This window comes from Nocardia sp. NPDC055165, assembly GCF_053606985.1.
On the sequence record NZ_JBSGSS010000013.1, the window covers coordinates 111,148 to 134,994 of the forward strand.

Consider the following 23,847-nt stretch of genomic DNA (forward strand, 5'->3'; position numbering starts at 1 on the left):
AGGATGGATGCCGTGATCCTGCGTCGTGACACTTCTCCCGCGAGCAAGGACGGCACCCGCACCGTGCGCCCGCCGTCCCAGCATCCCTCCGGCGCGCGTCCGCCCGCGATCCCGCCCGAGCTCGTTCCCAACCACGTCGCGCTGGTGATGGACGGCAACGGCCGCTGGGCCCAGGAGCGTGGCCTGCCGCGCACCGCCGGACACGAACGCGGCGAAGCCGTGCTCATGGACTCCGTCGAAGGCTGTATCGAGATCGGTGTCAAGTGGCTGTCGGCCTACGCCTTCTCCACGGAGAACTGGCGACGCAGCCCCGACGAAGTGCGCTTCCTGATGGGCTTCAACCGCGACGTGATCCGTCGCCGCCGCGACGAGATGCACGACATGGGAGTGCGGGTGCGCTGGGCCGGGCGTCGGCCTCGCCTGTGGCGCAGCGTGATCAAGGAACTCGAGGTGGCCGAAGAGCTCACCAAGGACAACGACGTGATGACGCTGACCATGTGCGTCAACTACGGTGGTCGTGCCGAAATTGCCGACGCCGCAAGGGAAATCGCGCGCCGGGTGGCTGCGGGTGAGATCGACCCGGAGAAGGTCGACGAGGCCACCGTCGCGAAGTACCTCGACGAACCCGATATGCCCGATGTCGATCTGTTCCTTCGCCCCTCCGGCGAGTTCCGCAGCTCGAACTTCCTGATCTGGCAGGCGGCCTACGCCGAATTCGTGTACCAGGACACGCTTTTCCCCGACTTCGACCGGCGTAACCTGTGGGACGCGTGCCTGGAATACGCCAAGCGCGATCGCCGCTTCGGTGGCGCCAAATGAGTGACGACGGAGCCGAGATGGATACCACGGTCTCACCCGAAATCGACCTGCAGGCGCGCACCGGCGCGTGCCTGCAGATGCAGGACGTCGATGTGCGGGTGGACGCGGACGGGTCGCTGGGCTTCGAATACGACGGCGCCCTGTGCTCGATCCGCGCCGTCACCCTCGCGCCCGGCCTCACCGTGCTGTCGCTGACCAGCGTGCTGGCCTGGGATCGTCCGCTCAAGGCGGCCCTGCACAAGCGCGTCGCCGAACGCAACAACGAGATCCAGTTCGGTTCGGTCACGCTGATCGCTCGTGGTCAGCTGGGCGACGTCATTCTGCGCTACACCTTCCCCGCCGAAGGTCTGGACGACGGGGCACTCACCACCATGCTGCTGCTCGCGCTGTCCGGTGCGAGCCGAGCCCGGCAGGGGTTGCTCGCGCCGTAACCCGTGACACCTGTCATGGGCGAATGGTGACAGTCGGCTCAGGTTTCGCGGCCTCGTTCGCGCGAATCTTGAACCATGCCTTCACCACGAACATCCAGCGCGGCCATCGAGCTGCGCGACCTGCGCAAATCCTTTCCCGGAACCACGGGTCCGGTCCGCGCCGTCGACGGTCTCGACCTGACCGTGGCGCCGGGCGAGATCGTTGCCTTCCTCGGCCCCAACGGTGCGGGTAAGTCGACCACGATCGACCTGCTCCTCGGCCTGACCGCTCCCGATTCGGGCACGGTCGCGGTCTTCGGCGAAGCGCCGGAGGATGCCGTGCGGGCCGGGCGGGTGGCCGCGGTGCTGCAGTCGGGTGGGCTGCTGCCCGACCTCACCGTCGGCGAAACCGTTCGCTTGGTCGCCGCCCTGCACGCCCGGCCGCGGCCGGCGCCGGAAGTCCTCGAGCGGGCGGGCATCGCCGATATCGCCGACCGCCTCGTCGGAAGGTGCTCGGGTGGCCAGCAGCAGCGGCTGCGGTTCGCGCTGGCACTGCTGCCCGATCCGGACCTGATCGTGCTGGACGAACCCACCACCGGCATGGACGTGTCGGGCAGACGCGATTTCTGGGCGGCCATGCGCGAAGACGCCGTGAGTGGCCGCACCGTGCTGTTCGCCACCCACTATCTCGACGAAGCCGATGCCTACGCCGACCGGATCGTGCTGGTGCGTGCCGGTCGTATCGTCGCTGACGGCAGCGCCGCCCAGATCAAGAACCTGACCGTCGGCCGGACCGTGGCGGCCACCCTGCCCGGTGCCGACCCGGCCCACCTGTCCGCGCTGCCCGGTGTCGAGCAGGTGGAGCTGCGCGGTGATCGAATCCTGGTGCAGGCCAGAGATTCCGATGACATCGCCCGTTTCCTGCTCACCCACACCGCGGCCCACGACATCGAAATCACCACCCACAACCTGGAATCGGCGTTCCTCGCGCTGACCTCCGCACCCGAAGGCGAGCGCTGACATGATCGAGACAACCCGCACCGCGACGAAACCGGTGCGCACACCTCGCCTCGGCGGCTTCAGCCCGGCTTTTCTCTCGCTCGAACTTCGCCGCATGCTCCGCAACCGGCGCACCCTGATCTTCACCCTGATCATGCCGCCGGTGTTCTTCGTGATCTTCGGTCTCCAGGGTGGAAACCGGGACGAGTCCTTCGGTTCGGGCAACGTCACCGGCTACATCATGGTGTCGATGGCGCTCTACGGCGCCCTGCTCGCGACTACCAGCGGCGGCGCGATGGTGGCGGTCGAACGTGCCCACGGCTGGACCCGCCAGCTGCGGCTGACACCGCTGCGGCCGGTGGCCTACGTGGCGACGAAGATCGCGGTCGCGATGTCGCTGGGGCTGGTGGCGGTGACGACGGTGTTCGTCGTCGGCGCGTTCTGCGGGGCGAGCCTGACGCCGGTGGCCTGGGTGGCCTGCTTCCTGCTCGCCTGGGTGTGCTCGCTGGTGTTCGCGGCCTTCGGTCTGCTCATGGGCTACCTGTTGCCCTCCGAGAACGTCATGCAACTGCTCGGCCCCGGACTGGCGATGCTGTCGTTCGCGGGCGGGCTGTTCTTCCCGATCCACGGGTGGTTCGCCGCCGTGTCGAAGGTGCTGCCGACCTACGGGGTCGCCACCCTGGTGCGTACCCCGTTCGGTGACACCGGTGCGGGCACCGTCGCGCTGGCCGTGGTGAATGTCGTCGCGTGGACCGCGGTGTTCGTGGTGGGCGCGGCCGCGCTGTTCCGCCGGGACACCGCTCGTTGAACGAACGATCACGCGGGCCGATTCGTGGGTACCGTCGGTACTCGCCGGGTCGGCCCGCGTGGTTGCGCAAGTGGTGTGAGAAGGGATTGCTCGTGAGTTCGGGTGACTTCGTCGACCGGGTGTTCGGCACCGGGGCGACCGATACCAGCGGCATGCGCCGCGGGTGGTTCGGTGCCGCGCTCGCGGCGGGATGGTTGCTGTACCTGGTACCGCAGATCTACGACAGCTGGGTCGAGCACGGCACGGTGCGGTCGGTCGGTGCGACGGCAGCCGTGCTGGCGTTCGGCGGGCTGATCGTGACGGCGTTCGTCGTCTTCCGCCGACTCGACTGGGACGAGCAGGACGATCCGCGGTCTGTCGATCCGCGGATCTGGCCGTTGCTCGCAGGCATGGCCGCGTTGTCGGTGGTGATGATGGCGCTGCTCGGCGCGGCCGCGCTCCCGACCGTGCTCTACGTCGCCGCGGTCGCGATCTTCTCGCTGCCCACCCGGCTCTCGTTGGTCGTGGTGGTGGCGGTATCGGCGACGATGGTGGCGATGCCCGTGTTCGCGCCGGGTCGGTGGCTCGGTGGCACGGCGCTGGTGCTCGCGGTGATTCCACCGGTGATCTGGCTCGCCAGAGAGATCGGCTTGCGCGGCAGGCGACTACAGGCGATCACCCGCCGTCAGCGTGCCGACCTGGCGATCGAGGCCGAGCGCAATCGGGTCGCCCGCGATGTGCACGACATCCTCGGCCATTCCCTCACGGTGATCACCATCAAAACCGAACTCGCGCAACGCCTTATCGATGTCGACGTGGCGCGCGCCAAGACCGAACTCGCCGATGTGGAACGCTTGGCCCGCGAGGCGCTCGCCGGGGTGCGCGACACCGTGGGTGGTCTGCGTGAGGTGAGCTTGCGCCGAGAACTCGCCACCGCGCACACCGCGCTGACCGCAGCCGAGATCGTTGCTGTACTGCCCGATTCGACGATGGTGGACACTCGGCACAGTGAGCTGTTCGGCTGGGTACTGCGCGAGGCGGTGACCAACGTCGTGCGCCACAGTGCGGCCCAGCACTGCACCGTGGTCGTTACCGAGAACAGCATCGAGATCACCGACGACGGCCGTGGCTGCGACGTCACCGCACCGTCCGGTTCGGGTTTGCGCGGGCTGGCCGAGCGACTGCGCGCGGCCGGTGGCACGCTGACCATGTCGACGCCACCGGGCGGCGGCGTCGGCCTGCTGGCGACAGTGCCCGCGGAAGGGAGTGTCCGATGATCCGGCTGCTGCTCGCCGACGACCAGGCACTGGTGCGCGGCGCGCTTGCCGCCCTACTCGGTCTGGAATCCGACCTCGAAGTGGTCGCCGAAGTCGGCCGCGGCGACGAAGTCCTGGCCGCGGTGACCCGCACCAGCCCCGACGTGGCACTGCTCGACATCGACATGCCCGGCCTGGACGGCATCGAGGTCGCCGCCCGCGTGCACGCCGAACACCCGCGCGTGCGAATCCTCATGGTCACCACGTTCGGGCGCCCCGGCTACCTACGCCGCGCCATCGATGCGGGCGCGAGCGGGTTCGTCGTGAAGGACACTCCCGCACGGGAATTGGCCGACGCGGTCCGCCGGGTACACCTGGGACTACGCGTCGTCGACCCGGCGCTGGCGACCGAGACCCTCACTGCCGGAACCTCTCCGCTCACGGCCAGGGAGCGTCAGGTGCTCGCCGCGGCCGCCGACGGTTCGGCGGCCGGGGCCATCGCCGAGCGCTTACACCTCTCGGAAGGGACTGTGCGCAACCATCTTTCGGCCGCCATCGGCAAGACCGGCACCCGCAACCGCGCGGAGGCGATTCTGGCGGCGCAGCGTCAGGGCTGGTTGTAGCTCAGCGCTCGGGCTTCCAGGTGATCTTGCCGCCCGTGAAATCCTGAGCCTTGCCGCCCTGGTAGTCGTACTCGTCGCTGGTGGGATAGCCGTAGCGGCCGTTTTCGCCGCCCGCGCGGATCCAGTCGGCCTGGATGCTGCCCCACACCGCGTGCGCGCCGGTCTTCGACGTCCAGTAGATGGCGCCGGTCGGGAACATGGTGAACTGGCCGTCGCCCTTGCCCGCCGCGGACACGTCGGTGAGCGGGAAACCCAGCGGGCTCGATTCCCAGCCCAGCGCCGCCCACTTGTCGCGGATCGGGCCGCTGATCTGGTGTGCGCCGGTGCCGACGGACCAGTAGATCGAGCCCTTCTGGAAGTGGTTGAAGCGACCGCCGCCCGACGGGGTGGACTCCTCGCGGGTGGTGGGGTAGCCGAGTTTGCCCGACTCGTTGCCCGTCTCGGCGAACTTGTCCCGGATCTGACCCGAGACGGTGTTGGCGTTGGTGTCGGGATGCCAGTAGATGGCCGCGTTGTTGGCGAAGGTCTGGTACTTGCCGCCGGCTGCCGCGTCGGCTTCCGGGGAGGTGGGCTCGCCCAGCGCCGGGCCGCCCGCCTGGTCGTATTCGGTCTCGATCGCGCCGCCCACCTCGAATCCGCCGATCATCCTGGCCTGCGCGGTGCCTGCCATCGCCGCGGGCAGCGCGGCCACAACGGTCACGGCTGCCAGCGCGGTCAGGCCGCGTGATCGAAGGGTTCGACGGTGCAAAGTCACAGGAAACTCCCTGGTCGGATCGGTATTCAACGATGTCCGGCGCTCGGGACCCCCTCCGGTGCCGCACCCGAACCTACCCGTTCGGCGGCGGTGGCAACAGTGGCCTTGCTCACCGGGGATGGTGCGGAGGTCCCGGCAGCATGACCTCGAGACCGCGGGCGAAATCCTCCGGGTCGACGTCGGCGAGCAGGAGGTGCTGCAGGATGAAGCCGGGCAGCAGCCCGATGAGCGTTTTGGCGATCGCGTCGGAATCGGTGCCCGGTGGCAGCCAGCCGGACTCGCACAATCGGTCCGCGTACTCGAACCACAACGCGCGCATCGACGCGATGGCCGCGCGTACCGGGACGGCCGCCTCGTCCGAGACCAGCGCGAGCGCCCACGCCTGTGGGGCGAGCCGCAGCGGTCCCTCTGGCCCACTGCGTTTGACGATCTCGGTGGTCAGCAGTCGGATGACCTCCGCCGGGGGAGGCGCGGTCTCGGTGCGGATGATCTCGGCGAGCCGCTCGCGCAGCGGCCCCATCGTGCGTTGCACGAGCGCGGCGATGATCTCGTTCTTGCTGGCGAAGTACCGGTAGACCGCGCCCGCCGACATCTGCGATTCGGCGAATACGTCCTGCATCGAGGTCTCGTGGAAGCCCTTCCTGGCGAAGCACAGCTGCGCGGCGTCGAGGATCTGCTGCCTGCGGCGTTCCAGGTGTTCTTCGCTGACTCGGGGCATGGGTCAAAAGTAAAACGAATGTCCGTTCTTGACAAGCGAGGTGGGCGGTGTCACGGTAGGAACATCAAAAAGAACGAACATTCGCTTTAATGGGAGAAATCGCATGACGATCACCCGCCGAGCAGTAGCTCTCGGCCTCGCGGCCACCGCGATCCAGGCCCTGATGCTCATCGCTTTCGCCTGGCCCGCCGTCAATATCGGCCCGCGTGATCTGCCGATCGCCGTCGCGGGTCCTGGCTCCGCCCCGGTCGCCCAGCAACTGCGGCAGCGCGATCCCGAGGCCTTCGAGATCATCACCGTCGCCGACGCGCAGCAGGCGCGAAACGCGATGGCCGACAACGAGATCTACGGCGCTGTCGTCACCGGCAACGGCGCACCGCAGGTCCTGGTCGCCTCCGCCGCCTCGCCCGCCGTCGCCCAGCAGCTCACCGCCGTGGCGCAACAACTCAGCGGTATCCCCGTCGCTCCGGTCGAGGACGTGATCGCCGTCGATCCCGACGACCAGCGCGGCGCGGGCTTCGGCTCGATGGTCCTGCCGCTGGTCATGTCCGGTATGGCAGCGGGCATCCTGCTCACCCTGCTGGTCCCCGCCTTCGGGTCCCGGCTCGCCGGCCTGGCCGCCTTCGGTATCGCGGGCGGGCTCCTGAGCACCCTGATCTTCCACACCTGGCTCTCGATCCTGCCCGGCTCCTACCTCGAACTGGCCGCCATCGCGGGCCTGGCCTCCTTTACCGTCGCCGCCGTCATCGTCGGCCTGGCCGCCGCGATCGGCCGCCCCGGCATCGGCCTGGGCGCCCTCACCATGCTGCTGGTGGGCAACCCGTTCTCCGCCGCTACCTCGGCCCCCGAACTCCTGCCCCAGCCCTGGGGCACCATCGGCCAGTTGCTCCCCCCGGGCGCCGCCGCCGCCCTGCTCCGCTCGGTCGCCTACTTCGACGGTGCCGGCGCCCTCGCCCCCCTCACCGTCCTACTCGCCTGGGCCGCGGGCGGAGTCGCCCTCCTCGGCCTCGGCGCCCTCCGCTCCCGCCAGCTGACCACGCCGACCACATCTCCCGAACCGGTGGCAGTACCCGCCTGACCCGCCCCGCGAAAACGCTCCGCACGACCAACTCTCGTGCGGAGCGTTTTGGCTCTGATGTCGAGCGGAGCCTGTGGCTGCGGAGATTCGGCAGCTACTCCGTGTTCGGCTCGGCGATTTCCGTCAGTTCGTAGGATGTGCTTCGGCCGCTCGAGTCGGAGCGTCGCAAGGCGCCGAGCTCGATGAGTTCGTTGATGTCGCGGAGGGCGGAGGCCTGGGACGTTTTGGTGATGATCGCCCATTTGCGGGTTGTCAGGTTTCCGTTGAAGCCGTCCAGGATTCGGTTGAGCATTTCGGTTTGACGGGGGTTCATCGCCGTGGTGTGCCACGTGCGCCAGAAGCGGGCTTTCGCGAGCGCTGCGTCGATGGTTCGGTCGGCGTTGTTGATGGACTGGAGTAGCGCATCGAGGAACCAGAGCAGCCAGGCGGTGACATCGAGGTCGCCGCGTTGGGTGCTTTCGAGGATGGCGTAGTAGTTTTTGCGATCGCGCTGGATCTGGGCGGACAGGCTGTAGAACCGGCGAGGGCTGTGTTCGGAACGGGCCAAGGCGAGATCGCCTATCGCACGTGCGATTCTGCCGTTTCCGTCATCGAAGGGATGAATCGTCACGAACCATAGGTGTGCCAGGCCGGCTTTCAGCACCGCGGGTTCGGGGGTTTCCGCGTCGAGCCACATCAGGAAGCGGTGCATGTCGTCGTCGAGGCGGGAGGCGGGTGGGGCTTCGAAGTGGACTTGCTGCCGACCGTATGGTCCGGAGATCACCTCCATCGGTCCGGTCTCATCGGTTCGCCAGCCGCCCACCCGGATTCGTGAGATGCCGGAGTAGCCCGTGGGAAAGAGTCCTGCGTGCCAGCCGAACAGGCGCTCCGCCGTCACCGGTTGGTCGTGATGGCGGGTGGCGTCGAGGACCATATCGACGACACCGTCGACCCGGCGGTCGGTGGGCGTTGTCGCGCCGATATCGACACCGAGCCTGCGAGCGATGGACGACCGGACCGACGCCGCATCGAGTAACTCGCCTTCGATGGCGCTCGACTGCACGACGTCTGTGGTCAGCGCTTCCAACCCCGCGCGTTCCTGTGTGGCGTCGTCGGCGTGGGTGAGTCGACCGTGCAGGCGCCCCTGGGCGAGCGCGACCTCTGCCGTCGGTTTGGCGAGCAGAACGGCGTCGTAGGTGAAGCGAGGCCAGTTCGTCGCCTCCCAGATGTACCCACGGTTCGTCATGCAGCGATATTACCGCCTATTCGCTGCATAATTTGAAGCGAATAGGCGGGTAATCGCTGCATCGTGCGCGGTGCGGTTACCCCGTGCGGTAGTCGTCGGTGCCGAATTCTTGGTGGTAGCGCTGGGCTCGGGTGAGCATGCGGTAGATGCCGGCGATCATGCGGTCGGTGGGGAGGGGTTCGGCGACGATGGGGTCGCCGGTTTTCACGTAGTAGCGGCCGTCGGGGTAGTCCATCCACCAGAAGGTGCGGGCGGGGGTGGGGCGCGAGTCGAGGGCGGGGCCGGACAGGGCCGAGATCTCGCCGAAGGCTCGGCGGGGCCGGTGGAACATGCGGTTGAGTTGGTCGGCCGAGCTGAGGCGGCCCGCGCGGTATTCGAAGTGGTCTTCTTCGACGGACAGCTGGTCTCGGCGGACCTCGACCGGCGCCTTCTTGCCAGGCTTCGTGCGGGGGAGGGCAGCGACTGTCAGGGCTGCCACCTGGCTGGGGGTGCAGTAGGTGAGGGTGACGTCGGCGCCGGTGTCCTCCGCGGCGCCCGGCGCCTGTTGCAGGGTGGCGCCGACCGTGCCGCGGATCGCGCCGTGGAAGCGGATGATGTTCGCGTTGTCCTGTCCCACATAGCCTTTGGATTCGACCCTGGCATCGGGGTCGAGCAGAACGGCGAGGGCGCGTTCCACCGCCGGGTCGTATTTGCGGAGGAGGGCGTCCACCGCGGCTTCCCGGTGCTGCTTCAGCTCGTCGAATTCGGCGATGTCGGTGCGGTATTGGAGCGGATAGGGGAGGCGGTCACGGCCGTAGCCGGACCACAGGATCTCGAATTCGATGCCGGTGAATTCAGCGCGGTGCACTGTCGTCGTCTCCGCCGATCACCGGGGGCACGGTCCTGATCTGGTCCGCGCCGAGCAGGAGGTCACCGTTCTCCTGGGTGATCAGGTAGTCGGGGATGTCCTTGGTTCGTTCGTCGTCGGAGTTGCCGCGACCTGTGCCCGGTGCGCCCATGCCGCCCACGCCCGCTGCGCCGCGACCGGTGGCGGAGGTGGTGCCCGCGCGGGTTCCGGTTGCTGCCGCGGCAGCGGGGGACGGGGTGCCAGGGGTGCTTCGGCCGGGAGTGGCGCTGGTCGGGGTGCCGCTGCCGCGTGGGGTGCCAGATCCGCCGGGCCCGTTGCCGGTGGGTCTGCCGGAGCCAGGGGCGCCGGTGCCCGGGGCGCCGACACCGGGTGTGCCGACGCCTGGCGTAGTTGCACCAGCGTTGGTCGGCGCGGTGGTGTTCGGAGCTGTTGTGGTGGGGGTGGTGGATTGCGGTGTGGTGGTGGCGCTCTGGGGTGTGGTCGAGCCCGCGTCTGTCGAAGAGGTTGTGGTGGAAGGCGGTTCGGTAGCGGCACCCTCGGGTGTCGCGCTGTCGCCGTTCGTTCCCGCTGCCGGGTCTTCGGTTTCGTTGCCAGCTGCGGTCGAACCACCTTGACTGTCCACGGCATTCGTCTCGCTGTTGCTGCCCGGTCCACCGTCGTCGGCGATGGTCGGCGCGGTCGGCAAGAAGGGAACGCCGTTGTCGGTTTGGCCGGCGACCTGGCTGTACACGGAGCGCAAGATCCGCCTGCCCTCCTGGGTGGCTTCGTCGCGGTTGTGATCGTCGACCTTCATCACACCGTCGGCGGGCAACGACTTGCCGGTGACGTTGGTGCGCTCGGTGAGGCCGGGCATCAACGCTTGGGTCTGCTCGATCCCGGTGCGCATCTCGGTCAGTTTGAGGCTGATCGCAGTCGCGGCCTGAGAGAGTGGAATCGATTGCTGCGCATAGTTGTTCACGGCCGCGACGGCGGCGGAAGCTGCCGCGCCCGTCCATCCGCCGTGGCCGCCCGCGCCGGTGACGGTGCGGGCGAACTGCTGGTTGAACCCGGTGAAGGTGCCCATCAGCGCGCCACCGATATTCGCCCACGCGGTTACCGCGTCATCGACCAGCTGTGGTTTCATCGCCGCGACCGCCGCCTGCATCTGCTCTAGCGTCATGCTGTCGTAGTTGTCAGGGGTGGTGATGTGCGGGGGTTGGATGTCGCCGCCGAAGATCGTGGCGTAGTTGCCGACGAGCTGGCGGTCGTAGATCTTGGCCCGCTCGGTATTCCACTGCTCCTGAGCTGCGATCACCTTGCTCTTGTAGTCCTCGTAGGTCACAGGTGTTCTCCTGTCGCGGAGATCTCGGCACCGGTCGCTTCGTCTTGGGCGACGAAGTTCGCAATCGCTTTGGCCACAACCTCTTTGGCTGTTTTGACCGTTTCGATGTGCTGCCTGATCACTGTATCCAACGCACGATCACCTCCGGCTGCGGTGAGCGAGAACTTGTTCTCGAGGATCTTGCTCGAGTCGAAGGAGCCGAACCCGCCGACTCGTCGCACACTTTCGACCATCTCGTAGACCTCCTCGAGCCGGTCCAAGTGGTCGTCGCACACGCGATCGAGGTCTTTGCCTGTCTCGGGATCCAGTGACAGTTGACCGGCCTCTGCCTGACCGAGTAGTCGGCTCCATTGAGTCGGATCTATGCCGAGCACCATCAGCTGTCCCCCTCAGCTTGTGGGCAAGTACTGAACCAGTGCGGTGCTCAGTCGCCGGGCCTCGCCGCAAGGTTCGCTGGCCCCTTCAGCGCTGACGCGGTTCTGCACCTTGAAATCGACCGATCCGGCAGGCACTTCGACACTGACATAGCAAGCGACGTCGTTCGCGGAGCCGATCGGTTTGAACTCGAGCGCATTGCGGGATCCGACCTGGAGGTCGGCCCATCCGGTGTATTCGCTGGTTCGCTGCCTGGACTCGGCAAGCGTGTGCGCAGACGACATCACGGAGAAGGTGTACTTCTTAGCCGAGTCCGTCCAGTTGCAGACCTTCCATCCAGTGAAGTCCACTCCCGCGACATCTTTCTTCTTGCTTCCCACGTTCATCCCGACCGCGCTGACAGCCGAATCCGGCAACGAACACGGATCCCACACCTTCGCCTCGGCATCCACCGAAGTAGGACTCGCCGCCACACTCACACCGCTCGTCTGCGGAGTAGCCGTTCCCTGCTCCCCATCACCGCAGCCCACGACAGCCAACCCCGCCACCGTGACAACGCCGAACACCCTCGCCGCCGCACCTCGAACTGCCATGTCTTCGTCCCTCCCACAGAACCGGTGCTCGTTCATGACGTCCCCGCTCCGAAGATCGTAGTCACGCTGATGCGCATCGCGAAAGGTCACGCCTACTCCGCCGCGCAGGGTGAGGACGCGGTCATCGAGAACCGCACCTCTTTCCTCGGCCCAACGGAGGTATCCCGGAACGATGCGACGGTGTAGCCGGTCGAGTCGCGGTAGAGCCGGTTCACCGGGTCGTTGTCGGGCCGCTGGCTCGGTACGAGGGTGAAGCCGCGTGTGGTCATCGCTTCGAGATTCGCCATCGCTCGGTCGATGAACTCCTGGGGCGGGTTCACTTCCTCCATCGTGTACCGGGGCCGCCACGGCGGACCCTCGGACATCAGAGAGTTCGGGTTCGTTCGGCAGCCTGTGCCCGGTGAGGTCAGATTCGCGATCTCGACGGGGCCCTTCTGCGGCCAGATGAGCTCGAAATTGCGCTCGACAATCGCGCCTGCCTCGGCGACGGTCAGCCCCGTGGTGTCTTTGATCCGCTGGTTGGTCGGACCTTCGTGGATGAAACCACTGCATCCCGTGACGCCCGCAGTGATCATCAGGATGCAGGCCACGATCGTTGTTCTCGTCATTTGATGTCGATCGTTCGGCCGGGATCGGCATTGTCGGTGATGCGGGGATCGGCGTACGGGTCGAGGTCGGGATTGCCGAGGGCTGCTGCGAGGCGAGCGGCAGCAGCTGCCTTCGCTGCGTCGAACCCCTCCTTGCCTCCGTCGCCGTTGTCTCCCAAACCGATGTCGACGTACGGTGTTTCGATTCCTCGTTCGACATACGCGGTCGCGGTCGATCCTTCGATAACGCCGACGATGTTCTGAAACGCTGTCGATCTCGGGTCGTCCCAGTACTTCCCGTGCCCGTCGGTACCGAAGACGACCTCGGTGGGGTGGTTTCGGGAGGTGTCGCTGTAGAAGCCGGTATCGAGTCGTGTTACGCCGGGTACCTCGTCGGGATCACCGCCCAATTCGGCGGACGCGTGGGGGTTTCCGGGAATCGTGAATGCGCCCGGAATGCTGAGTCCGCCTTCGGGATACGACTGCACCACCCCGATCAGGTCGCCGGGTGCCGTCATCGAATACCGCTGGACACTCGGGTTCGGGTTGTTCCAGCCCGTGTCGAAAACGCCGGTGCCCGCCGAAGAAGCGTGCAGGATGCGGTCAGCGCGCAGACCCAACTGCTCGGCCGAGCCGACGATCGAACCGCCGTAGGAATGTCCCACATAGGAAACCGGCGTCCCCGGCGCGGTCGCACCGACTTCCCGGTCGATTTCGCGGCCGAAGTCGACAAGCCGAGGCGCCATGTCCGCGGCGAATTTCGGGCTCGGCGCCCCGTCGGAAAGGCTGGTCAGACTCTGCGGGAAGTCGCCCTCCATGTACAGGAAAATCGGGCCGCCCGTCTGATCGGCGAGATTCCACGCGGCCACGTGATTCGACCCGGAGCCGTTGAGATTCGTACTGGTGCCGGGCACATACACCCCCACACCGGGCGCGCCCGACTTCATCTCGCCGACCATCTCGATCATCCGCCCGTTGCCCTCGGTGCTGAACATGACGAACTTGCGGTCGACCATGCCCAGCTGCGGTGTCGCTGTTTCGCCGGTCGCGGCGGCGGTGGTGTCGAGCGTGCCCGCACCTTCGGGATTCGGGATGGGCGCGAGCATCGCTTCCAGCTGCTTCACCCGCGATTCGTCTCGATTCGGCTTGGCCTTCTCCGACGTCAGCGCGTTGCGGACATTGATCTCGTTGGCCTCGATCCGCATCACGAACGGCACGCCGTTCAGATTGCCCAGCTTCTCCGGCGCCGCGATCACCAGCTGACGTTGCGCTTCGGGACTCAACCCGGCCAGGAAGGTCGCCCGATCGTCCGGCGACATCGACGCCAGCTGGATCGCGACCGCGTCCGGATCCCGCATCGAACCGTCGGCGAGGGTGATGTCGGGCTGCCCGTCGCGCATCGCCCCGAGGTCGCCCATCGATTCCCGCAGCCTGGCGCCGAACAGGTTGTCGAGGCGTTCGAGCTCGTCCAGCCCACTGAGCAGGTTGAGCTGGAAAACTCCTGCGGCGCCCTCCTCTTTCGGATCGGAATGGGTCACCCGGCCGTCGGGCGCGACCACGAAACCTTGCCCGACGGCGAGGTTCTTCTGTTCCAGCACATAGGTTTTGGCGTGTTTCAGGCCCTGGTAGGCGTCTTCGGCGTCGTCGGCCACACGGAGCAGCACGGTGCGCACCTCGTAGCCGTGATCGACTTCCTCATCGATGCGCCGCGAGGCCGCGTCTTTGGTCTGTCCGTACCAGCTACCCGCGGCCGAGATCGCGCGCGAGCAGTCGTCGACGGAGTTCGAGAGGATGTCGGCGTTGGCGCGGGCGGCTTCCCCGGCGCGGTGCAGGCCCTCGAGATTCCAGGTGTCGAGTTGGGGGATGGTCGGCCGCATCAGCGGGTACCGAGCTTTCCGATTTCGCCCGCGGTCTCGGCGTCTCTTGCCTGGATATCGGCGGAGAACTTGTCGACGAGGTCGGCCAGCGTCGTGTACCGGATCGCGATCGAGTCCGTGGCCTGCGAAGCCGGGTCGGACAGCCCGCGTACGGCGGCGAGCACGTCATTGCCGTCGCCGGTCGCCTCGCTCGCGGCCGTCCAGCTCAGCGCGTCGACTTCGGCCGCCTCCCGACGCCAGGTCGTCGCCATCGTCGTCAACTGATCGGGCTCGACGCCCAGGGTCCCGCTCACGATGTCCCCTCCTTCGCTGCCGAGAGGACTGCGCGCCCGTGCGGGCCGGTCCCTTCGTGAAGGTTGGACGGGGCTCGCGAAGCGAAAGTTCCATCATGTGATGTGAGTCACACGGATGCGGGTTCGTCTCTCGCCGCATCGGTTCGGCTGCGCACGCACTCGCGGCAGGTGCCGAAGATCTCGAGTGTGTGGCTCACCTCGGTGAAGCCGTGTTCGCTCGCGATGGTCTCGGCCCATGCCTCGACCGTCGGGCCCTCGACCTCGACGGTGCGCCCGCACTGGCGGCACACCAGGTGGTGATGGTGGCCGCTCGAACACTGGCGGTAGACGGATTCGCCGGTGTCGGTGCGCAGCACGTCGACCATGCCCGCGTCGGCCAGGGACTGGAGAGTCCGGTAGACGGTGGTCAGGCCGATGCCCTCACCGCGTTTGCGCAGCTCGTCGTGCAATTCCTGCGCCGAGCGGAACTCGTCGATATTGTCGAGCAGGGCCGAGATGGCACTGCGCTGGCGGGTGCTGCGGACCCCGACCTGCTTCGCGGAGGTGTTGTCTGCCAACGGATTACCCTTCCTCGGCATGGGCGACGGCATCGACCACGATATGCGCCAGATGGTCGTCGACGAGTTCGTAGAGCACCTCGCGGCCCGAGCGTTCGCCGTGCACCACGCCCGCCGATTTGAGAATGCGCAGATGCTGGCTGACCAGCGGCTGGGTGACGCCGAGCGCGTCGACCAGCTCGTGCACGCAGCGCGGCGACTCGCGCAACTGGAGCACGATGGCGATGCGTACCGGCGCGGCCAGTGCCCGCAGCAGCTCGCCCGCGTCCTCCAGGACCGTGCGCGACGGCACGGCGGCGGGGGCGGGGGAGTGGTACGGGTTGTGCGGGTGCGCGGGCGCGGCCTCGGTGGTCATCAACCAACTCCTTAATGGAAACAGATTCCATTTTGATATGCATAATTGCGCATGTCAAATGACGCGCCGCGCGGACACCTCGGCTGCTGCAAACCCACTGGACGCGTCCCGATACGCTGGACCCACTTACGTACGGTAGGCCGCATCGAACACCGGTACGGCATGCCGAACAATTCCGACTCGCAGTGGATGGAGAAATCTCGCGTGGCACCCAAGTCGAAGGTGGACACCGTTGCCAACCTCGCCAAGCGCCGGGGTCTGGTCTACCCGTGCGGTGAGATCTACGGAGGCACCAAGTCGGCGTGGGACTACGGTCCGCTCGGCGTCGAACTGAAGGACAACATCAAGCGGCAGTGGTGGCGGACCATGGTCACCAGCCGCGACGATGTCGTCGGTCTCGACTCCTCGGTGATCCTGCCGCGCCAGGTCTGGGAGGCCTCGGGCCACGTGGCTACCTTCTCCGATCCGCTGGTCGAGTCGCTGCACACGCACAAGCGTTACCGCGCCGACCATCTCATCGAGGCCTACGAGGCCAAGCACGGCCACCCGCCCGCCAACGGCCTGGCCGACATCAACGATCCCGACACCGGCCAGCCCGGCAAGTGGACCGAGCCGCGTAACTTCTCCGGCCTGCTCAAGACCTTCCTCGGCCCGGTCGACGACGAAGAGGGCATGCACTATCTGCGTCCCGAGACGGCGCAGGGCATCTTCGTCAACTTCAAGAACGTCCAGGAGACCGCGCGCAAGAAGCCGCCGTTCGGCATCGCCCAGATCGGCAAGAGCTTCCGCAACGAGATCACGCCGGGCAACTTCATCTTCCGCACGCGTGAGTTCGAGCAGATGGAGATGGAGTTCTTCGTCAAGCCGGGCGAGGACGTGGAGTGGCACAAGTACTGGATCGACACCCGTCTGTCCTGGTACACCGACCTCGGCATCGACCCGGAGAACCTGCGCCTGTTCGAGCACCCCAAGGAAAAGCTGTCGCACTACTCGGCCGGCACCACCGACATCGAGTACCGCTTCCGATTCCAGGGCAGCGAATGGGGCGAGCTCGAGGGCATCGCCAACCGCACCGACTACGACCTCAAGACGCACTCGGAGCACTCGAACGTCGACCTGAGCTACCGCGATCAGGCGAGCGGTGAGCGCTACACGCCGTACGTCATCGAGCCGGCCGCCGGTCTGACCCGTTCGCTGATGGCCTTCCTGGTCGACGCCTACACCGTCGACCAGGTGCCCACCGCGAAGGGCACGACCGAAGAGCGGATCAGCCTGCGTCTGGATCCGCGCCTCGCGCCGGTCAAGGCCGCGGTGCTGCCGCTCTCGCGCAACGCCGACCTGACCCCGAAGGCCAAGGACCTCGCCGCCCAGCTGCGCCGCAACTGGAACGTCGACTTCGACGACGCGGGTGCCATCGGCCGTCGTTACCGTCGTCAGGACGAGATCGGTACCCCGTTCTGCATCACGGTCGACTTCGACACCATCGACGACCACGCGGTGACGATCCGCGAGCGCGACTCGATGGCCCAGGAGCGCATCGCCCTGGACAAGGTCGAGTCCTACCTGGCAGCACGACTGATCGGCGCCTGATCCGTCAGGTCGACGGAGCCCGCACCGCTAGCTCGGTGCGGGCTCTTTCACGTCCGCGCACTGGGCGGTTGATCACACTGCGTAGCTGACGGTTTGCGTTGGGTGGGCGCTTGCCTCACGATCTTCGTTGTGCTGTGGGAACCGGAAGACGTGGTGCGGGCGCTCGACCCGTCGGAACAACGATTCGTGCGGCACGCGACCTTCACCGGACGGTCGGTCACGGTGCTCGGGGAACTGGACGCGGCCGGGCTCGGCGCGGCCTTCGCGGCATTGCAGCGGCGGTTTCCGATTCTGGTGTGCCGGATCGTCGAGGATGCCGACGAGAACGGAATCCTGTTGCGTCCGGGGGATATCGAGGCCGTCGGCGCGTGGGTGAGTTTCGGCGATCCCGACGAGGTGCGGATTCCGGCCGAGTCCATGGATCCTGGGGCCCAATTGGCCTATCTGGATGTGGTTCTCGCCGAAGAGGATCGGGCTCGGGTCACGTTGTTCGTGCACCACAGCGTGGCCGACGCGGGGCATTGTGTCGAACTGTTCGCGCGGCTGTGGGGCTTCTACACCGACTATGTGGAGACCGGGAAGATCGCGGACACGGCAACCGTGGTCGCCGAGTCGGAGACCACGGCCGGTGCGACGCGGGAGTATCCGGCGTCGCTCGAGGTGCTGCTGGCGCAGCGGGGGATCCGGCGTGGGCGGCGGTCGGGACTCGAGACGGTAGCGCGTCCGCTCGTCGTCACAGATTCGGTGAGTGGGATCGAGCGGGCGGAGGCCGCACCGGCCACGTTGGCCCGGCCCGCGCGGATTCAGCTGGATACCGTCGCGACCGCACGGGTGCTCGAGCTGGCTCGCGCGCACGCGGTGAGCGTCAACGGGTTGGTCACCGCCGCGGTGTTGCGGGCGTACGGCGATCTCTCGGGCGCGGACCACGTCTCGTGTATGTATCCGGTCGACCTGCGCAGGCGCCTCGACCCTGCGGTCGCCGCGGAAGCCGGCACCAACCTGTCCGGCCTGGCCGCGTTCGCCACCGATGCCGCCGACACCGCGGACCTCGTCGTGCTCGCTCGCCGGATCGGCACCAGCCTGCACAACGACCTGGCCGACGGGGTGATCGAACAGTCCGTTCTGCACTTCCCCGACTTCTTCGGTCCCGATCGAATCCACTCCACCGCAGGGCATATCGCGCTCACCAATACCGGGACGGTGCCCCCGTTCCGCGCCCCTGCCGGGCTGATTCTCGACGACTACGAGATCGTCTACCTCTCCGCACACCCCCGCCCGTCGACGGGGGCGTCCGCGGCGGTCACCTTCCTCGTCTATACCTATCTCGGTCGACTGACCATCGGCCGATTGGGTGGCGGCCCGCTCGCCGCCCACCTGCTGGATGCCGTCGCCGCGGAATTGTCCTGGTCATCCGCGGATCAGGAAGCCGCGACCGCCTGAATCCGACGGCACGGCCCGGCTCCGCAGAGCGGCACCCCGCCGCAAGTGGCGCAGTCGATGGGAATTCCGGCGGCCACGACCGCTGGAGGCTGGGTGCACGGATCTCGCCTGCGGATCGCACGGGCCGGCCGCGCCTCAGCGCGGTGCGAGAGGCTCCTGCAGCTCGGTGACCCAGCCATCGGGATCGGGCGTCCACTCCAGGGTGACTTCGCGGACGGGCGCGCCGGTGCGGTGCCCGTTGTCCTCCACCCAGCGACCGAGCGCCTGCCACGCCGCGCCGATCCCGCTCACGTTCCCGCGATGGACGGTGGTCGCGGCGCGTTCGAGCGCGGGCAGATCGACGATCGAGAAGTCCGGTGCCGCAGCGGGTTCCACATTCACCGGCACACACGCGTGCACGCCGACCGTCCCGTCGTCACGCGCGTCGTAGTAGGCGATCGCGGGACCGGCGATCGTGATCCCGGCCGCGGCCAGCCGGTCGGACAGTTCGCTGAACAGCGGCCCGATCACCGGGCTGATCGCCTGGGGTTCGAATCCCGAAGCCCAGCTGGACGATTCGGCCACTCTGACTGCGGGCACCGACTTGATCACCACATCCTGATCGGGCATGACGCCCTCCTTTTCGATGATTCGGAGTCTCGCTTCGACTTCGGTCAACCGCGAACGGTCGGCCGCGATCCGCTGTTCCAACTCGGCTCGGCGCAAGGTGAGCATGCCGCGCAGTTCTGCCGCGTCGGGCCCCGGCTCGAGCATTCTGCCCACCTGTTCCAGCGTGAACCCGAGCTCTTTCAAGGCGATGAGCCGATTGAGCCGGGCCAGCTGCGCCGCCGCATAGAAGCGGTACCCGGTGGCCGCGTCGACTCTGGCGGGCGCCAACAAACCCACCGCGTCGTAGTGGCGCAGCATGCGCACCGACACCTGACCGTGCCTGGCGAAATCTCCGATACTGAACATGACGCCTTCCGGTGTACGGCCTCACACGGTGAGAGAGTCAAGGGCGAACCGGTCGACCTCGCCGCGCCGCGATCAGGCGCGTCCGGCACTGCGCCCGGCGCGGTCGACCCTCGCGCTGGCCGGGATCAGAATCTGCCGCCCCGGCTGACTCGACGCGATCCCGACGAGCCGCCGTACGAGCCCGGACGGTAGCCGCCGCCTCCGCCATAGCCGCCGCCTCCGCGCCGCGAACCGCCACTCATCGCGCCCCGCAGCAGCTCGTTGAGCAGGATTCCGCCCAGCACCGCGCCGGTCTGTGAGCCGCCGCCCGACATCGGCTGACGCGTCTCCCACGCCTGCACGCTGGCCTGCGCCTGCTGCATGGCCCGGCCGCCGAGGTCGGCGGCGGTCTGTGCGCTGACGAGTGCGCGTTCGGGGTCACTGCCCGCGAGCCCGTGTGCCTCGGCGAGGTGACGTTGCGCCTCGGAGAGCCGGGTGCGGGCCTCCGCATCGACGCCGCCACGCCGGGTGGTGATGAACGACGACGCCGCATCGATGCGGGCGGATGCGTCGGTGAGGGTGCGATCGAGCCGGCGTCGCAGATCCTCCACGGCCAGTTTGCGATCCGAGGCCGCCGCGATCGCACGGTCCAGTTCGGCATCAGCGGTGACTGCGGTGTGGAAGGTACCGAGGGGATCGCTGTCGGCATTCGGGGCATTCAGGGCCGCGGTGGCGGACGAGACCGCGGCGGCCAGGTCGGCGCCGCCGAACTCGGTGAGGGTCGTGGCCGAGCTCAGGTCGGCGCGCAGTTCGTCGAGGGCGGCCGCAAGACCGTCGCGCGCTTGCTGGATATTCGTCGCGGCTTGGTCTACGGCATCGAGCAGCGTCCTTGCCTGCCCGATCGCGCCTTCGGCCGCTCGGATCGCCGCGACCGCACCACCCTGCTGCCCGACGGGCTGGGTGAGAGCGGTTCGAGCGGAGTCGATGTTGTTCTCGGCGAAGGTGATTCGCTCCTGCGCCATCCGCACGTTGTCGTGGATCGGTGCGATGACCGAGGGTGGATAGGTCGATCCCAAGCGGGTGAGTTCGGCTTCGGAGCCCGGCATCCGCGCGGTCAGCTCGACGATATCGCGGGTGAGTGTGTCCAGCCGAGCGGGCGCGTCGATGAGCAGATCCCGCATGGCGTCGAAATCGGCGACCTGCGAGTCGAGTTCGCGATCGGCCGTGCCCGCCGTGGCGATCAGCTCGATGAGCATGGCGCGCTGCTGGTCCGGCGTCTCCGGAATCGCGTCGTCGAGTTGCTGACGAATCGTGAACGCCTTCGCGGTGGCGGCGCGGGCGGCATCGAGCGCGGAGCGAAACGGCGTCACCGCGGTGTCACCGAATTCGCTGGTGGCCAAGGTCAATTCCTCGGCGCTGGTCCGCACGGCATCGTCGATCTCGACCAGTCGCTCGCGGGAGAGCGCGTGCAAGGTCGGCAGCGACAATCGCGCCAGCGCCGCGGAATCGGTCGGATCCACCTCGCGCGCGGTGGTCAGCTCGGCACGATCGCGGTCACCTCGACGCTTTCGCGCGAACAACATCAAACCGCCGGCCACCACGATCACGGCCAGCCCGATGAGGATCAGCACACCCCACGGCACCCCGCCGCCCCGCATCGCCGAACCGATTCCCTCGGCGGTGTCGACCGCGGCCTGTGCCCACTTCTGGTCGCGCAGATCGGGTTCCACCGAGCCCGCGAGCAGCGAGTCCAGTTCGGAGTCGCTCACACTCTCGGGAAGGGTGCCGTCGAGCCAGTAGCCGCGGTCGTCGACGGCCACCGCCAGCAGCAGATCATGATCGCTGAAACCGGAGAGGTCGGAAGTGCGGGCAGCCCAGTCGCGGGGCGCCATCGACCCGAAGGTGCGCACATAGTTCACCCACAGCTTCACCTGGTGATCGCGGTAGAGGGCGTCGACCGCGTCGAGCACGCGTGCTTCGTCGCCCGCACTGAGCACATTCGCGGTATCGACCACCTGCGGACCCATGCGCGCGGGCGGTTCGCCGACCGCACTCGGCGCGCACAGCAGACTCAACACGGCGAACACCGCGCAGAGTGCGGAAACCGATCGTGGGGCCGAACTCGACAGCGGCATGTGTCGAATCTAACGGTCGACACCGACACCGGCACGACAGCGCGGCGCGTGGCTTCTACGATCGGGTGCATGGTCACAGTCGCTCGCCAGTACACAGGTCACGTCACCGCGGGCGGGGACGCCCAGCAGCGCGACGTCCCCGGCGCCCGCATCGTGAAGATGTCCGTCGGTCCGATGGACAACAACACCTACCTGATCCAGAGCGCCACCACCGGCGCCGCGGTGCTGATCGACGCCGCCAACGATGCCGAGCGCATCATCGAACTGACCGCGCTCGAGACACCCGGCCAGATCGAACTGCTCGTCACCACCCACCGCCACCCCGATCACTGGCAGGCCCTGACCGAGGTCACCAAGTCCTTCGAGGTCCCCACCGCCGCCCACACCCTCGACGCCGACCACCTCCCGGTCCGCCCCGACCGTCTGCTCGAAGACGGCGACACCATCGAAGTGGGCGATCTCGTCCTCCATGTCATCCACCTGCGCGGCCACACCCCCGGCTCGGTCGCCCTCGCCCTCACCGACAACGCGGGCCACACCCACCTCTTCACCGGCGACTCCCTATTCCCAGGTGGAGTGGGGAAAACGCACAGCCCCGCCGACTTCGACACCCTCCTCACCGACGTCACCACCAAACTTTTCGACCGCTACCCCGACGACACCGTCGTCTACCCGGGTCACGGCGACGACACCACCCTCGGCGCCGACCGCGCGAATCTGCCCGAATGGCGGGCGCGGGGTTGGTGATCGCCGGTCCGGTCAGCGCAGCGTGAAGGCTGGTGCGGTGAGGGTGAGCCCCAGGTCGGCGGTGTAGGCGAAGACCGCGAAGAACACCAGTGCCGCACCGGCCAGGGCGAGATCCTTGTTGAAGTGGACCATCTCGTGTTGCTTGGTCTCGGCGTCGGTCTCCGTCCAGAAGGCATGCATCAGGAAGGCCGTCGGCACCAGGAACGCCACCAGGACAAGCGATCCGAGGTCGCCCCAGGCGCCGAGCAGCACGCTCGTTCCCGCGACGAGCACGGCGGCACCCGAGGCGTACACCGCGAACAACGGCGACGGCACCCCACGGCTCGCGGCGTAGCGCGCGGTGTCCTTCGCCGCGCTCAGATGGCCGATAGCCGCGCCGATGAACAACGCGGAGAACAGGATTCGTCCGATCAGGACCATGACGCTCATGACTTCCACCTGATCATCGCGAGGCCGGTCGCGTCCAAGACCGATCTCTGCGGACCCGATACCGAGCGGGTATCGTCGCAGCTCATGGACCTCCGTCTGCTGCGATACTTCACGGCGGTGGCCGAGGAACTCCACTTCGGTCGCGCTGCCGCCCGGCTGTACATGACCCAGCCGCCCCTGAGCAGGGCGATCAAACAGCTCGAAGACGACCTCGGCTACGAACTCCTACGTCGTTCACCGACGGGCGTGACTCTCACGCCTGCCGGGTCCGCCCTCTACGACGAGGCCCTCGAGCTGCTGGCCCAGGCCGATCGGGTGCGCACCAGGGTCGCGGTCGCCGCCGGGGCGTCCGCCGTCACGATCGGCACCTTCGCCGAAGCGGCAGGGAGCCGACTGGCCGCGGCGTACCGGGCCGCGCATCCCGACGTCCAGGTGCACATCAGAGAAGGCGACTTCGCCGACCCGACGGCCGGGTTGCGCGCCGGACGCGTCGACATCGCCCTTACCCGCACGCCCTTCGACGAAACCGGCATCACCACAAAGGTTTTGCGCACCGACCCGGTGGGTGTCGTCCTTCGCGTCGACGATCCCCTGGCAGATCGCGCGAGTCTGCACCTGCGCGAACTGGCCGATCGACAGTGGTTCCAGCTGCCCGCCGACACCGATCCGATCTGGCGGAGCTACTGGTCGCACCCGACCGATCCGGACACCGGCCCGGTGGTGCGCACCGTCCACGAATGTCAGCAAACCGTCCTGTGGAACGGCACCGTCGGCCTCACGCCGCTGGGCCACCCGGTCCCGGAGGGTCTCGTGGTGGTCCCGCTCGCCGACAAGCCGCCGAGCAGCCTCGTGCTGGCCTGGACCAGCGCGGCACACAGCCCGCTGATCCGCTCGTTCGTCGACATCGCCGCGACGATCCCCTGGGAGTCCGCGGGATCGGCGGTCGGCCGTTCACCGGAACGGAATCCGGTGGTGACCGCTGACCCCGCGGGGCGTCGGACCGACCTGGCAGACTGACGAAGGTGAAATCGGGTTTCTCGCGAACGGTCACGCCCGCCCCGGATGTCAGGCATCCGCGCGGGCTGGTGTCGACGGTCTC

At 67.6% G+C, this 23,847-nt stretch carries 26 protein-coding genes; 11 read left to right on the forward strand and 15 right to left on the reverse strand.

Annotated features, from left to right (window positions below):
- Window positions 1-3: 3 nt before the first annotated feature.
- From ACWFRF_RS24970 to ACWFRF_RS24995, 6 genes are all read left to right on the forward strand, one after another.
- Complete coding sequence (locus ACWFRF_RS24970; RefSeq protein WP_452452488.1) at window positions 4-819, forward strand: isoprenyl transferase; 816 nt, start codon at window positions 4-6, stop codon at window positions 817-819.
- Window positions 820-896: 77 nt separating this feature from the next.
- A complete protein-coding gene (locus tag ACWFRF_RS24975; RefSeq protein ID WP_243655106.1) occupies window positions 897-1,250 on the forward strand; it encodes a YbjN domain-containing protein in 354 nt (117 codons plus the stop codon).
- 75 nt (window positions 1,251-1,325) lie between these two features.
- Entirely contained in the window at window positions 1,326-2,249 is a 924-nt protein-coding gene (locus tag ACWFRF_RS24980; protein ID WP_452452490.1) for an ABC transporter ATP-binding protein, read from the forward strand.
- A 1-nt stretch (window position 2,250) separates the two neighbouring features.
- Window positions 2,251-3,036 (forward strand): ABC transporter permease, encoded by a 786-nt coding sequence (locus tag ACWFRF_RS24985; RefSeq protein ID WP_452452492.1) that lies wholly within the window; start codon window positions 2,251-2,253, stop codon window positions 3,034-3,036.
- A gap of 92 nt (window positions 3,037-3,128) precedes the next feature.
- Window positions 3,129-4,292 carry a sensor histidine kinase gene (locus ACWFRF_RS24990; protein ID WP_452452493.1) on the forward strand — a complete coding sequence of 388 codons (1,164 nt, stop codon included), beginning with the start codon at window positions 3,129-3,131 and terminating at the stop codon, window positions 4,290-4,292.
- On the forward strand, window positions 4,289-4,894 hold the full coding sequence (locus tag ACWFRF_RS24995; RefSeq protein ID WP_378993880.1) for a response regulator: 606 nt from the start codon (window positions 4,289-4,291) through the stop codon (window positions 4,892-4,894). The genes ACWFRF_RS24990 and ACWFRF_RS24995 overlap by 4 nt, the downstream gene beginning before the upstream one ends.
- 1 nt (window position 4,895) lies before the next feature.
- Here the strand turns inward: ACWFRF_RS24995 and ACWFRF_RS25000 are convergent, their stop codons facing one another.
- Both ACWFRF_RS25000 and ACWFRF_RS25005 read right to left on the reverse strand, forming a co-directional pair.
- Window positions 4,896-5,648, reverse strand: coding sequence for an LGFP repeat-containing protein (locus tag ACWFRF_RS25000; protein ID WP_387447773.1), 753 nt, complete (start codon window positions 5,646-5,648; stop codon window positions 4,896-4,898).
- 109 nt (window positions 5,649-5,757) lie between these two features.
- Window positions 5,758-6,366: a TetR/AcrR family transcriptional regulator gene (locus tag ACWFRF_RS25005; protein ID WP_387447775.1), complete on the reverse strand. Its 609-nt coding sequence runs from the start codon at window positions 6,364-6,366 to the stop codon at window positions 5,758-5,760.
- Between the two features lie 103 nt (window positions 6,367-6,469).
- On the opposite strand from ACWFRF_RS25005, the gene ACWFRF_RS25010 reads away from it, so the two are divergent.
- On the forward strand, window positions 6,470-7,444 hold the full coding sequence (locus tag ACWFRF_RS25010; RefSeq protein ID WP_452452495.1) for a hypothetical protein: 975 nt from the start codon (window positions 6,470-6,472) through the stop codon (window positions 7,442-7,444).
- A gap of 94 nt (window positions 7,445-7,538) precedes the next feature.
- Here the strand turns inward: ACWFRF_RS25010 and ACWFRF_RS25015 are convergent, their stop codons facing one another.
- The 10 genes from ACWFRF_RS25015 to ACWFRF_RS25060 all read right to left on the reverse strand — a co-directional run bounded on the left by ACWFRF_RS25015 (window position 7,539) and on the right by ACWFRF_RS25060 (window position 15,474).
- On the reverse strand, window positions 7,539-8,669 hold the full coding sequence (locus ACWFRF_RS25015; protein ID WP_452452497.1) for a Fic family protein: 1,131 nt from the start codon (window positions 8,667-8,669) through the stop codon (window positions 7,539-7,541).
- 76 nt (window positions 8,670-8,745) lie between these two features.
- On the reverse strand, window positions 8,746-9,516 hold the full coding sequence (locus ACWFRF_RS25020; RefSeq protein ID WP_452452499.1) for an ESX secretion-associated protein EspG: 771 nt from the start codon (window positions 9,514-9,516) through the stop codon (window positions 8,746-8,748).
- Window positions 9,503-10,837 carry a hypothetical protein gene (locus ACWFRF_RS25025; RefSeq protein WP_452452501.1) on the reverse strand — a complete coding sequence of 445 codons (1,335 nt, stop codon included), beginning with the start codon at window positions 10,835-10,837 and terminating at the stop codon, window positions 9,503-9,505. Before ACWFRF_RS25025 ends, ACWFRF_RS25020 begins: the two co-directional genes overlap by 14 nt.
- Entirely contained in the window at window positions 10,834-11,214 is a 381-nt protein-coding gene (locus ACWFRF_RS25030) for a hypothetical protein (RefSeq protein WP_378993894.1), read from the reverse strand. Before ACWFRF_RS25030 ends, ACWFRF_RS25025 begins: the two co-directional genes overlap by 4 nt.
- 12 nt (window positions 11,215-11,226) lie before the next feature.
- A complete protein-coding gene (locus tag ACWFRF_RS25035) occupies window positions 11,227-11,895 on the reverse strand; it encodes a DUF3558 domain-containing protein (RefSeq protein WP_452452503.1) in 669 nt (222 codons plus the stop codon).
- A 2-nt stretch (window positions 11,896-11,897) separates the two neighbouring features.
- Window positions 11,898-12,413 carry a hypothetical protein gene (locus ACWFRF_RS25040; RefSeq protein WP_452452505.1) on the reverse strand — a complete coding sequence of 172 codons (516 nt, stop codon included), beginning with the start codon at window positions 12,411-12,413 and terminating at the stop codon, window positions 11,898-11,900.
- Window positions 12,410-14,269, reverse strand: coding sequence for an alpha/beta hydrolase (locus ACWFRF_RS25045; protein WP_452452507.1), 1,860 nt, complete (start codon window positions 14,267-14,269; stop codon window positions 12,410-12,412). Before ACWFRF_RS25045 ends, ACWFRF_RS25040 begins: the two co-directional genes overlap by 4 nt.
- Window positions 14,269-14,562: a hypothetical protein gene (locus ACWFRF_RS25050; RefSeq protein WP_452452508.1), complete on the reverse strand. Its 294-nt coding sequence runs from the start codon at window positions 14,560-14,562 to the stop codon at window positions 14,269-14,271. The genes ACWFRF_RS25045 and ACWFRF_RS25050 overlap by 1 nt, the downstream gene beginning before the upstream one ends.
- A gap of 107 nt (window positions 14,563-14,669) precedes the next feature.
- On the reverse strand, window positions 14,670-15,119 hold the full coding sequence (locus ACWFRF_RS25055; RefSeq protein ID WP_379314523.1) for a Fur family transcriptional regulator: 450 nt from the start codon (window positions 15,117-15,119) through the stop codon (window positions 14,670-14,672).
- A 4-nt stretch (window positions 15,120-15,123) separates the two neighbouring features.
- Entirely contained in the window at window positions 15,124-15,474 is a 351-nt protein-coding gene (locus tag ACWFRF_RS25060; RefSeq protein WP_067456316.1) for an ArsR/SmtB family transcription factor, read from the reverse strand.
- Between the two features lie 189 nt (window positions 15,475-15,663).
- On the opposite strand from ACWFRF_RS25060, the gene ACWFRF_RS25065 reads away from it, so the two are divergent.
- Window positions 15,664-17,064 carry a glycine--tRNA ligase gene (locus ACWFRF_RS25065; RefSeq protein WP_378637754.1) on the forward strand — a complete coding sequence of 467 codons (1,401 nt, stop codon included), beginning with the start codon at window positions 15,664-15,666 and terminating at the stop codon, window positions 17,062-17,064.
- 129 nt (window positions 17,065-17,193) lie between these two features.
- The gene (locus ACWFRF_RS25070) at window positions 17,194-18,504 is read left to right on the forward strand and encodes a phthiocerol/phthiodiolone dimycocerosyl transferase family protein (protein ID WP_452452510.1); all 1,311 of its coding nucleotides are present in this window, start codon (window positions 17,194-17,196) and stop codon (window positions 18,502-18,504) included.
- A gap of 135 nt (window positions 18,505-18,639) precedes the next feature.
- Here the strand turns inward: ACWFRF_RS25070 and ACWFRF_RS25075 are convergent, their stop codons facing one another.
- Together ACWFRF_RS25075 and ACWFRF_RS25080 are read right to left on the reverse strand one after the other, a co-directional pair.
- Window positions 18,640-19,458, reverse strand: coding sequence for a MerR family transcriptional regulator (locus ACWFRF_RS25075; RefSeq protein ID WP_452452511.1), 819 nt, complete (start codon window positions 19,456-19,458; stop codon window positions 18,640-18,642).
- A gap of 125 nt (window positions 19,459-19,583) precedes the next feature.
- Window positions 19,584-21,572, reverse strand: coding sequence for a TPM domain-containing protein (locus tag ACWFRF_RS25080; protein ID WP_452452512.1), 1,989 nt, complete (start codon window positions 21,570-21,572; stop codon window positions 19,584-19,586).
- A 69-nt stretch (window positions 21,573-21,641) separates the two neighbouring features.
- Between ACWFRF_RS25080 and ACWFRF_RS25085 the strand changes: the two genes are divergently transcribed.
- Window positions 21,642-22,319: an MBL fold metallo-hydrolase gene (locus ACWFRF_RS25085; protein WP_452452513.1), complete on the forward strand. Its 678-nt coding sequence runs from the start codon at window positions 21,642-21,644 to the stop codon at window positions 22,317-22,319.
- A gap of 12 nt (window positions 22,320-22,331) precedes the next feature.
- On the opposite strand, the gene ACWFRF_RS25090 is transcribed toward ACWFRF_RS25085, so the two are convergent.
- Window positions 22,332-22,748 carry a DoxX family protein gene (locus tag ACWFRF_RS25090; RefSeq protein WP_452452515.1) on the reverse strand — a complete coding sequence of 139 codons (417 nt, stop codon included), beginning with the start codon at window positions 22,746-22,748 and terminating at the stop codon, window positions 22,332-22,334.
- An 84-nt stretch (window positions 22,749-22,832) separates the two neighbouring features.
- Here ACWFRF_RS25090 and ACWFRF_RS25095 point away from each other — a divergent pair, with 84 nt between their 5' ends.
- Window positions 22,833-23,765 (forward strand): LysR family transcriptional regulator, encoded by a 933-nt coding sequence (locus ACWFRF_RS25095; protein WP_452452516.1) that lies wholly within the window; start codon window positions 22,833-22,835, stop codon window positions 23,763-23,765.
- Window positions 23,766-23,847: the final 82 nt, after the last annotated feature.

Excerpts from the sequence above, each read along its gene's own strand:
- ACWFRF_RS24970 (WP_452452488.1), top strand. The coding sequence starts at position 4 with ATGGATGCCGTGATCCTGCGTCGTGACACTTCTCCCGCGAGCAAGGAC.
- ACWFRF_RS24975 (WP_243655106.1), top strand. The coding sequence starts at position 897 with ATGCAGGACGTCGATGTGCGGGTGGACGCGGACGGGTCGCTGGGCTTC.
- ACWFRF_RS24980 (WP_452452490.1), top strand. The coding sequence starts at position 1,326 with ATGCCTTCACCACGAACATCCAGCGCGGCCATCGAGCTGCGCGACCTG.
- ACWFRF_RS24985 (WP_452452492.1), top strand. The coding sequence starts at position 2,251 with ATGATCGAGACAACCCGCACCGCGACGAAACCGGTGCGCACACCTCGC.
- ACWFRF_RS24995 (WP_378993880.1), top strand. The coding sequence starts at position 4,289 with ATGATCCGGCTGCTGCTCGCCGACGACCAGGCACTGGTGCGCGGCGCG.
- ACWFRF_RS25005 (WP_387447775.1), bottom strand. The coding sequence starts at position 6,366 with ATGCCCCGAGTCAGCGAAGAACACCTGGAACGCCGCAGGCAGCAGATC.
- ACWFRF_RS25010 (WP_452452495.1), top strand. The coding sequence starts at position 6,470 with ATGACGATCACCCGCCGAGCAGTAGCTCTCGGCCTCGCGGCCACCGCG.
- ACWFRF_RS25015 (WP_452452497.1), bottom strand. The coding sequence starts at position 8,669 with ATGACGAACCGTGGGTACATCTGGGAGGCGACGAACTGGCCTCGCTTC.
- ACWFRF_RS25030 (WP_378993894.1), bottom strand. The coding sequence starts at position 11,214 with ATGGTGCTCGGCATAGATCCGACTCAATGGAGCCGACTACTCGGTCAG.
- ACWFRF_RS25040 (WP_452452505.1), bottom strand. The coding sequence starts at position 12,413 with ATGACGAGAACAACGATCGTGGCCTGCATCCTGATGATCACTGCGGGC.
- ACWFRF_RS25045 (WP_452452507.1), bottom strand. The coding sequence starts at position 14,269 with ATGCGGCCGACCATCCCCCAACTCGACACCTGGAATCTCGAGGGCCTG.
- ACWFRF_RS25060 (WP_067456316.1), bottom strand. The coding sequence starts at position 15,474 with ATGACCACCGAGGCCGCGCCCGCGCACCCGCACAACCCGTACCACTCC.
- ACWFRF_RS25065 (WP_378637754.1), top strand. The coding sequence starts at position 15,664 with ATGGAGAAATCTCGCGTGGCACCCAAGTCGAAGGTGGACACCGTTGCC.
- ACWFRF_RS25075 (WP_452452511.1), bottom strand. The coding sequence starts at position 19,458 with ATGTTCAGTATCGGAGATTTCGCCAGGCACGGTCAGGTGTCGGTGCGC.
- ACWFRF_RS25080 (WP_452452512.1), bottom strand. The coding sequence starts at position 21,572 with ATGCCGCTGTCGAGTTCGGCCCCACGATCGGTTTCCGCACTCTGCGCG.
- ACWFRF_RS25085 (WP_452452513.1), top strand. The coding sequence starts at position 21,642 with ATGGTCACAGTCGCTCGCCAGTACACAGGTCACGTCACCGCGGGCGGG.
- ACWFRF_RS25090 (WP_452452515.1), bottom strand. The coding sequence starts at position 22,748 with ATGAGCGTCATGGTCCTGATCGGACGAATCCTGTTCTCCGCGTTGTTC.
- ACWFRF_RS25095 (WP_452452516.1), top strand. The coding sequence starts at position 22,833 with ATGGACCTCCGTCTGCTGCGATACTTCACGGCGGTGGCCGAGGAACTC.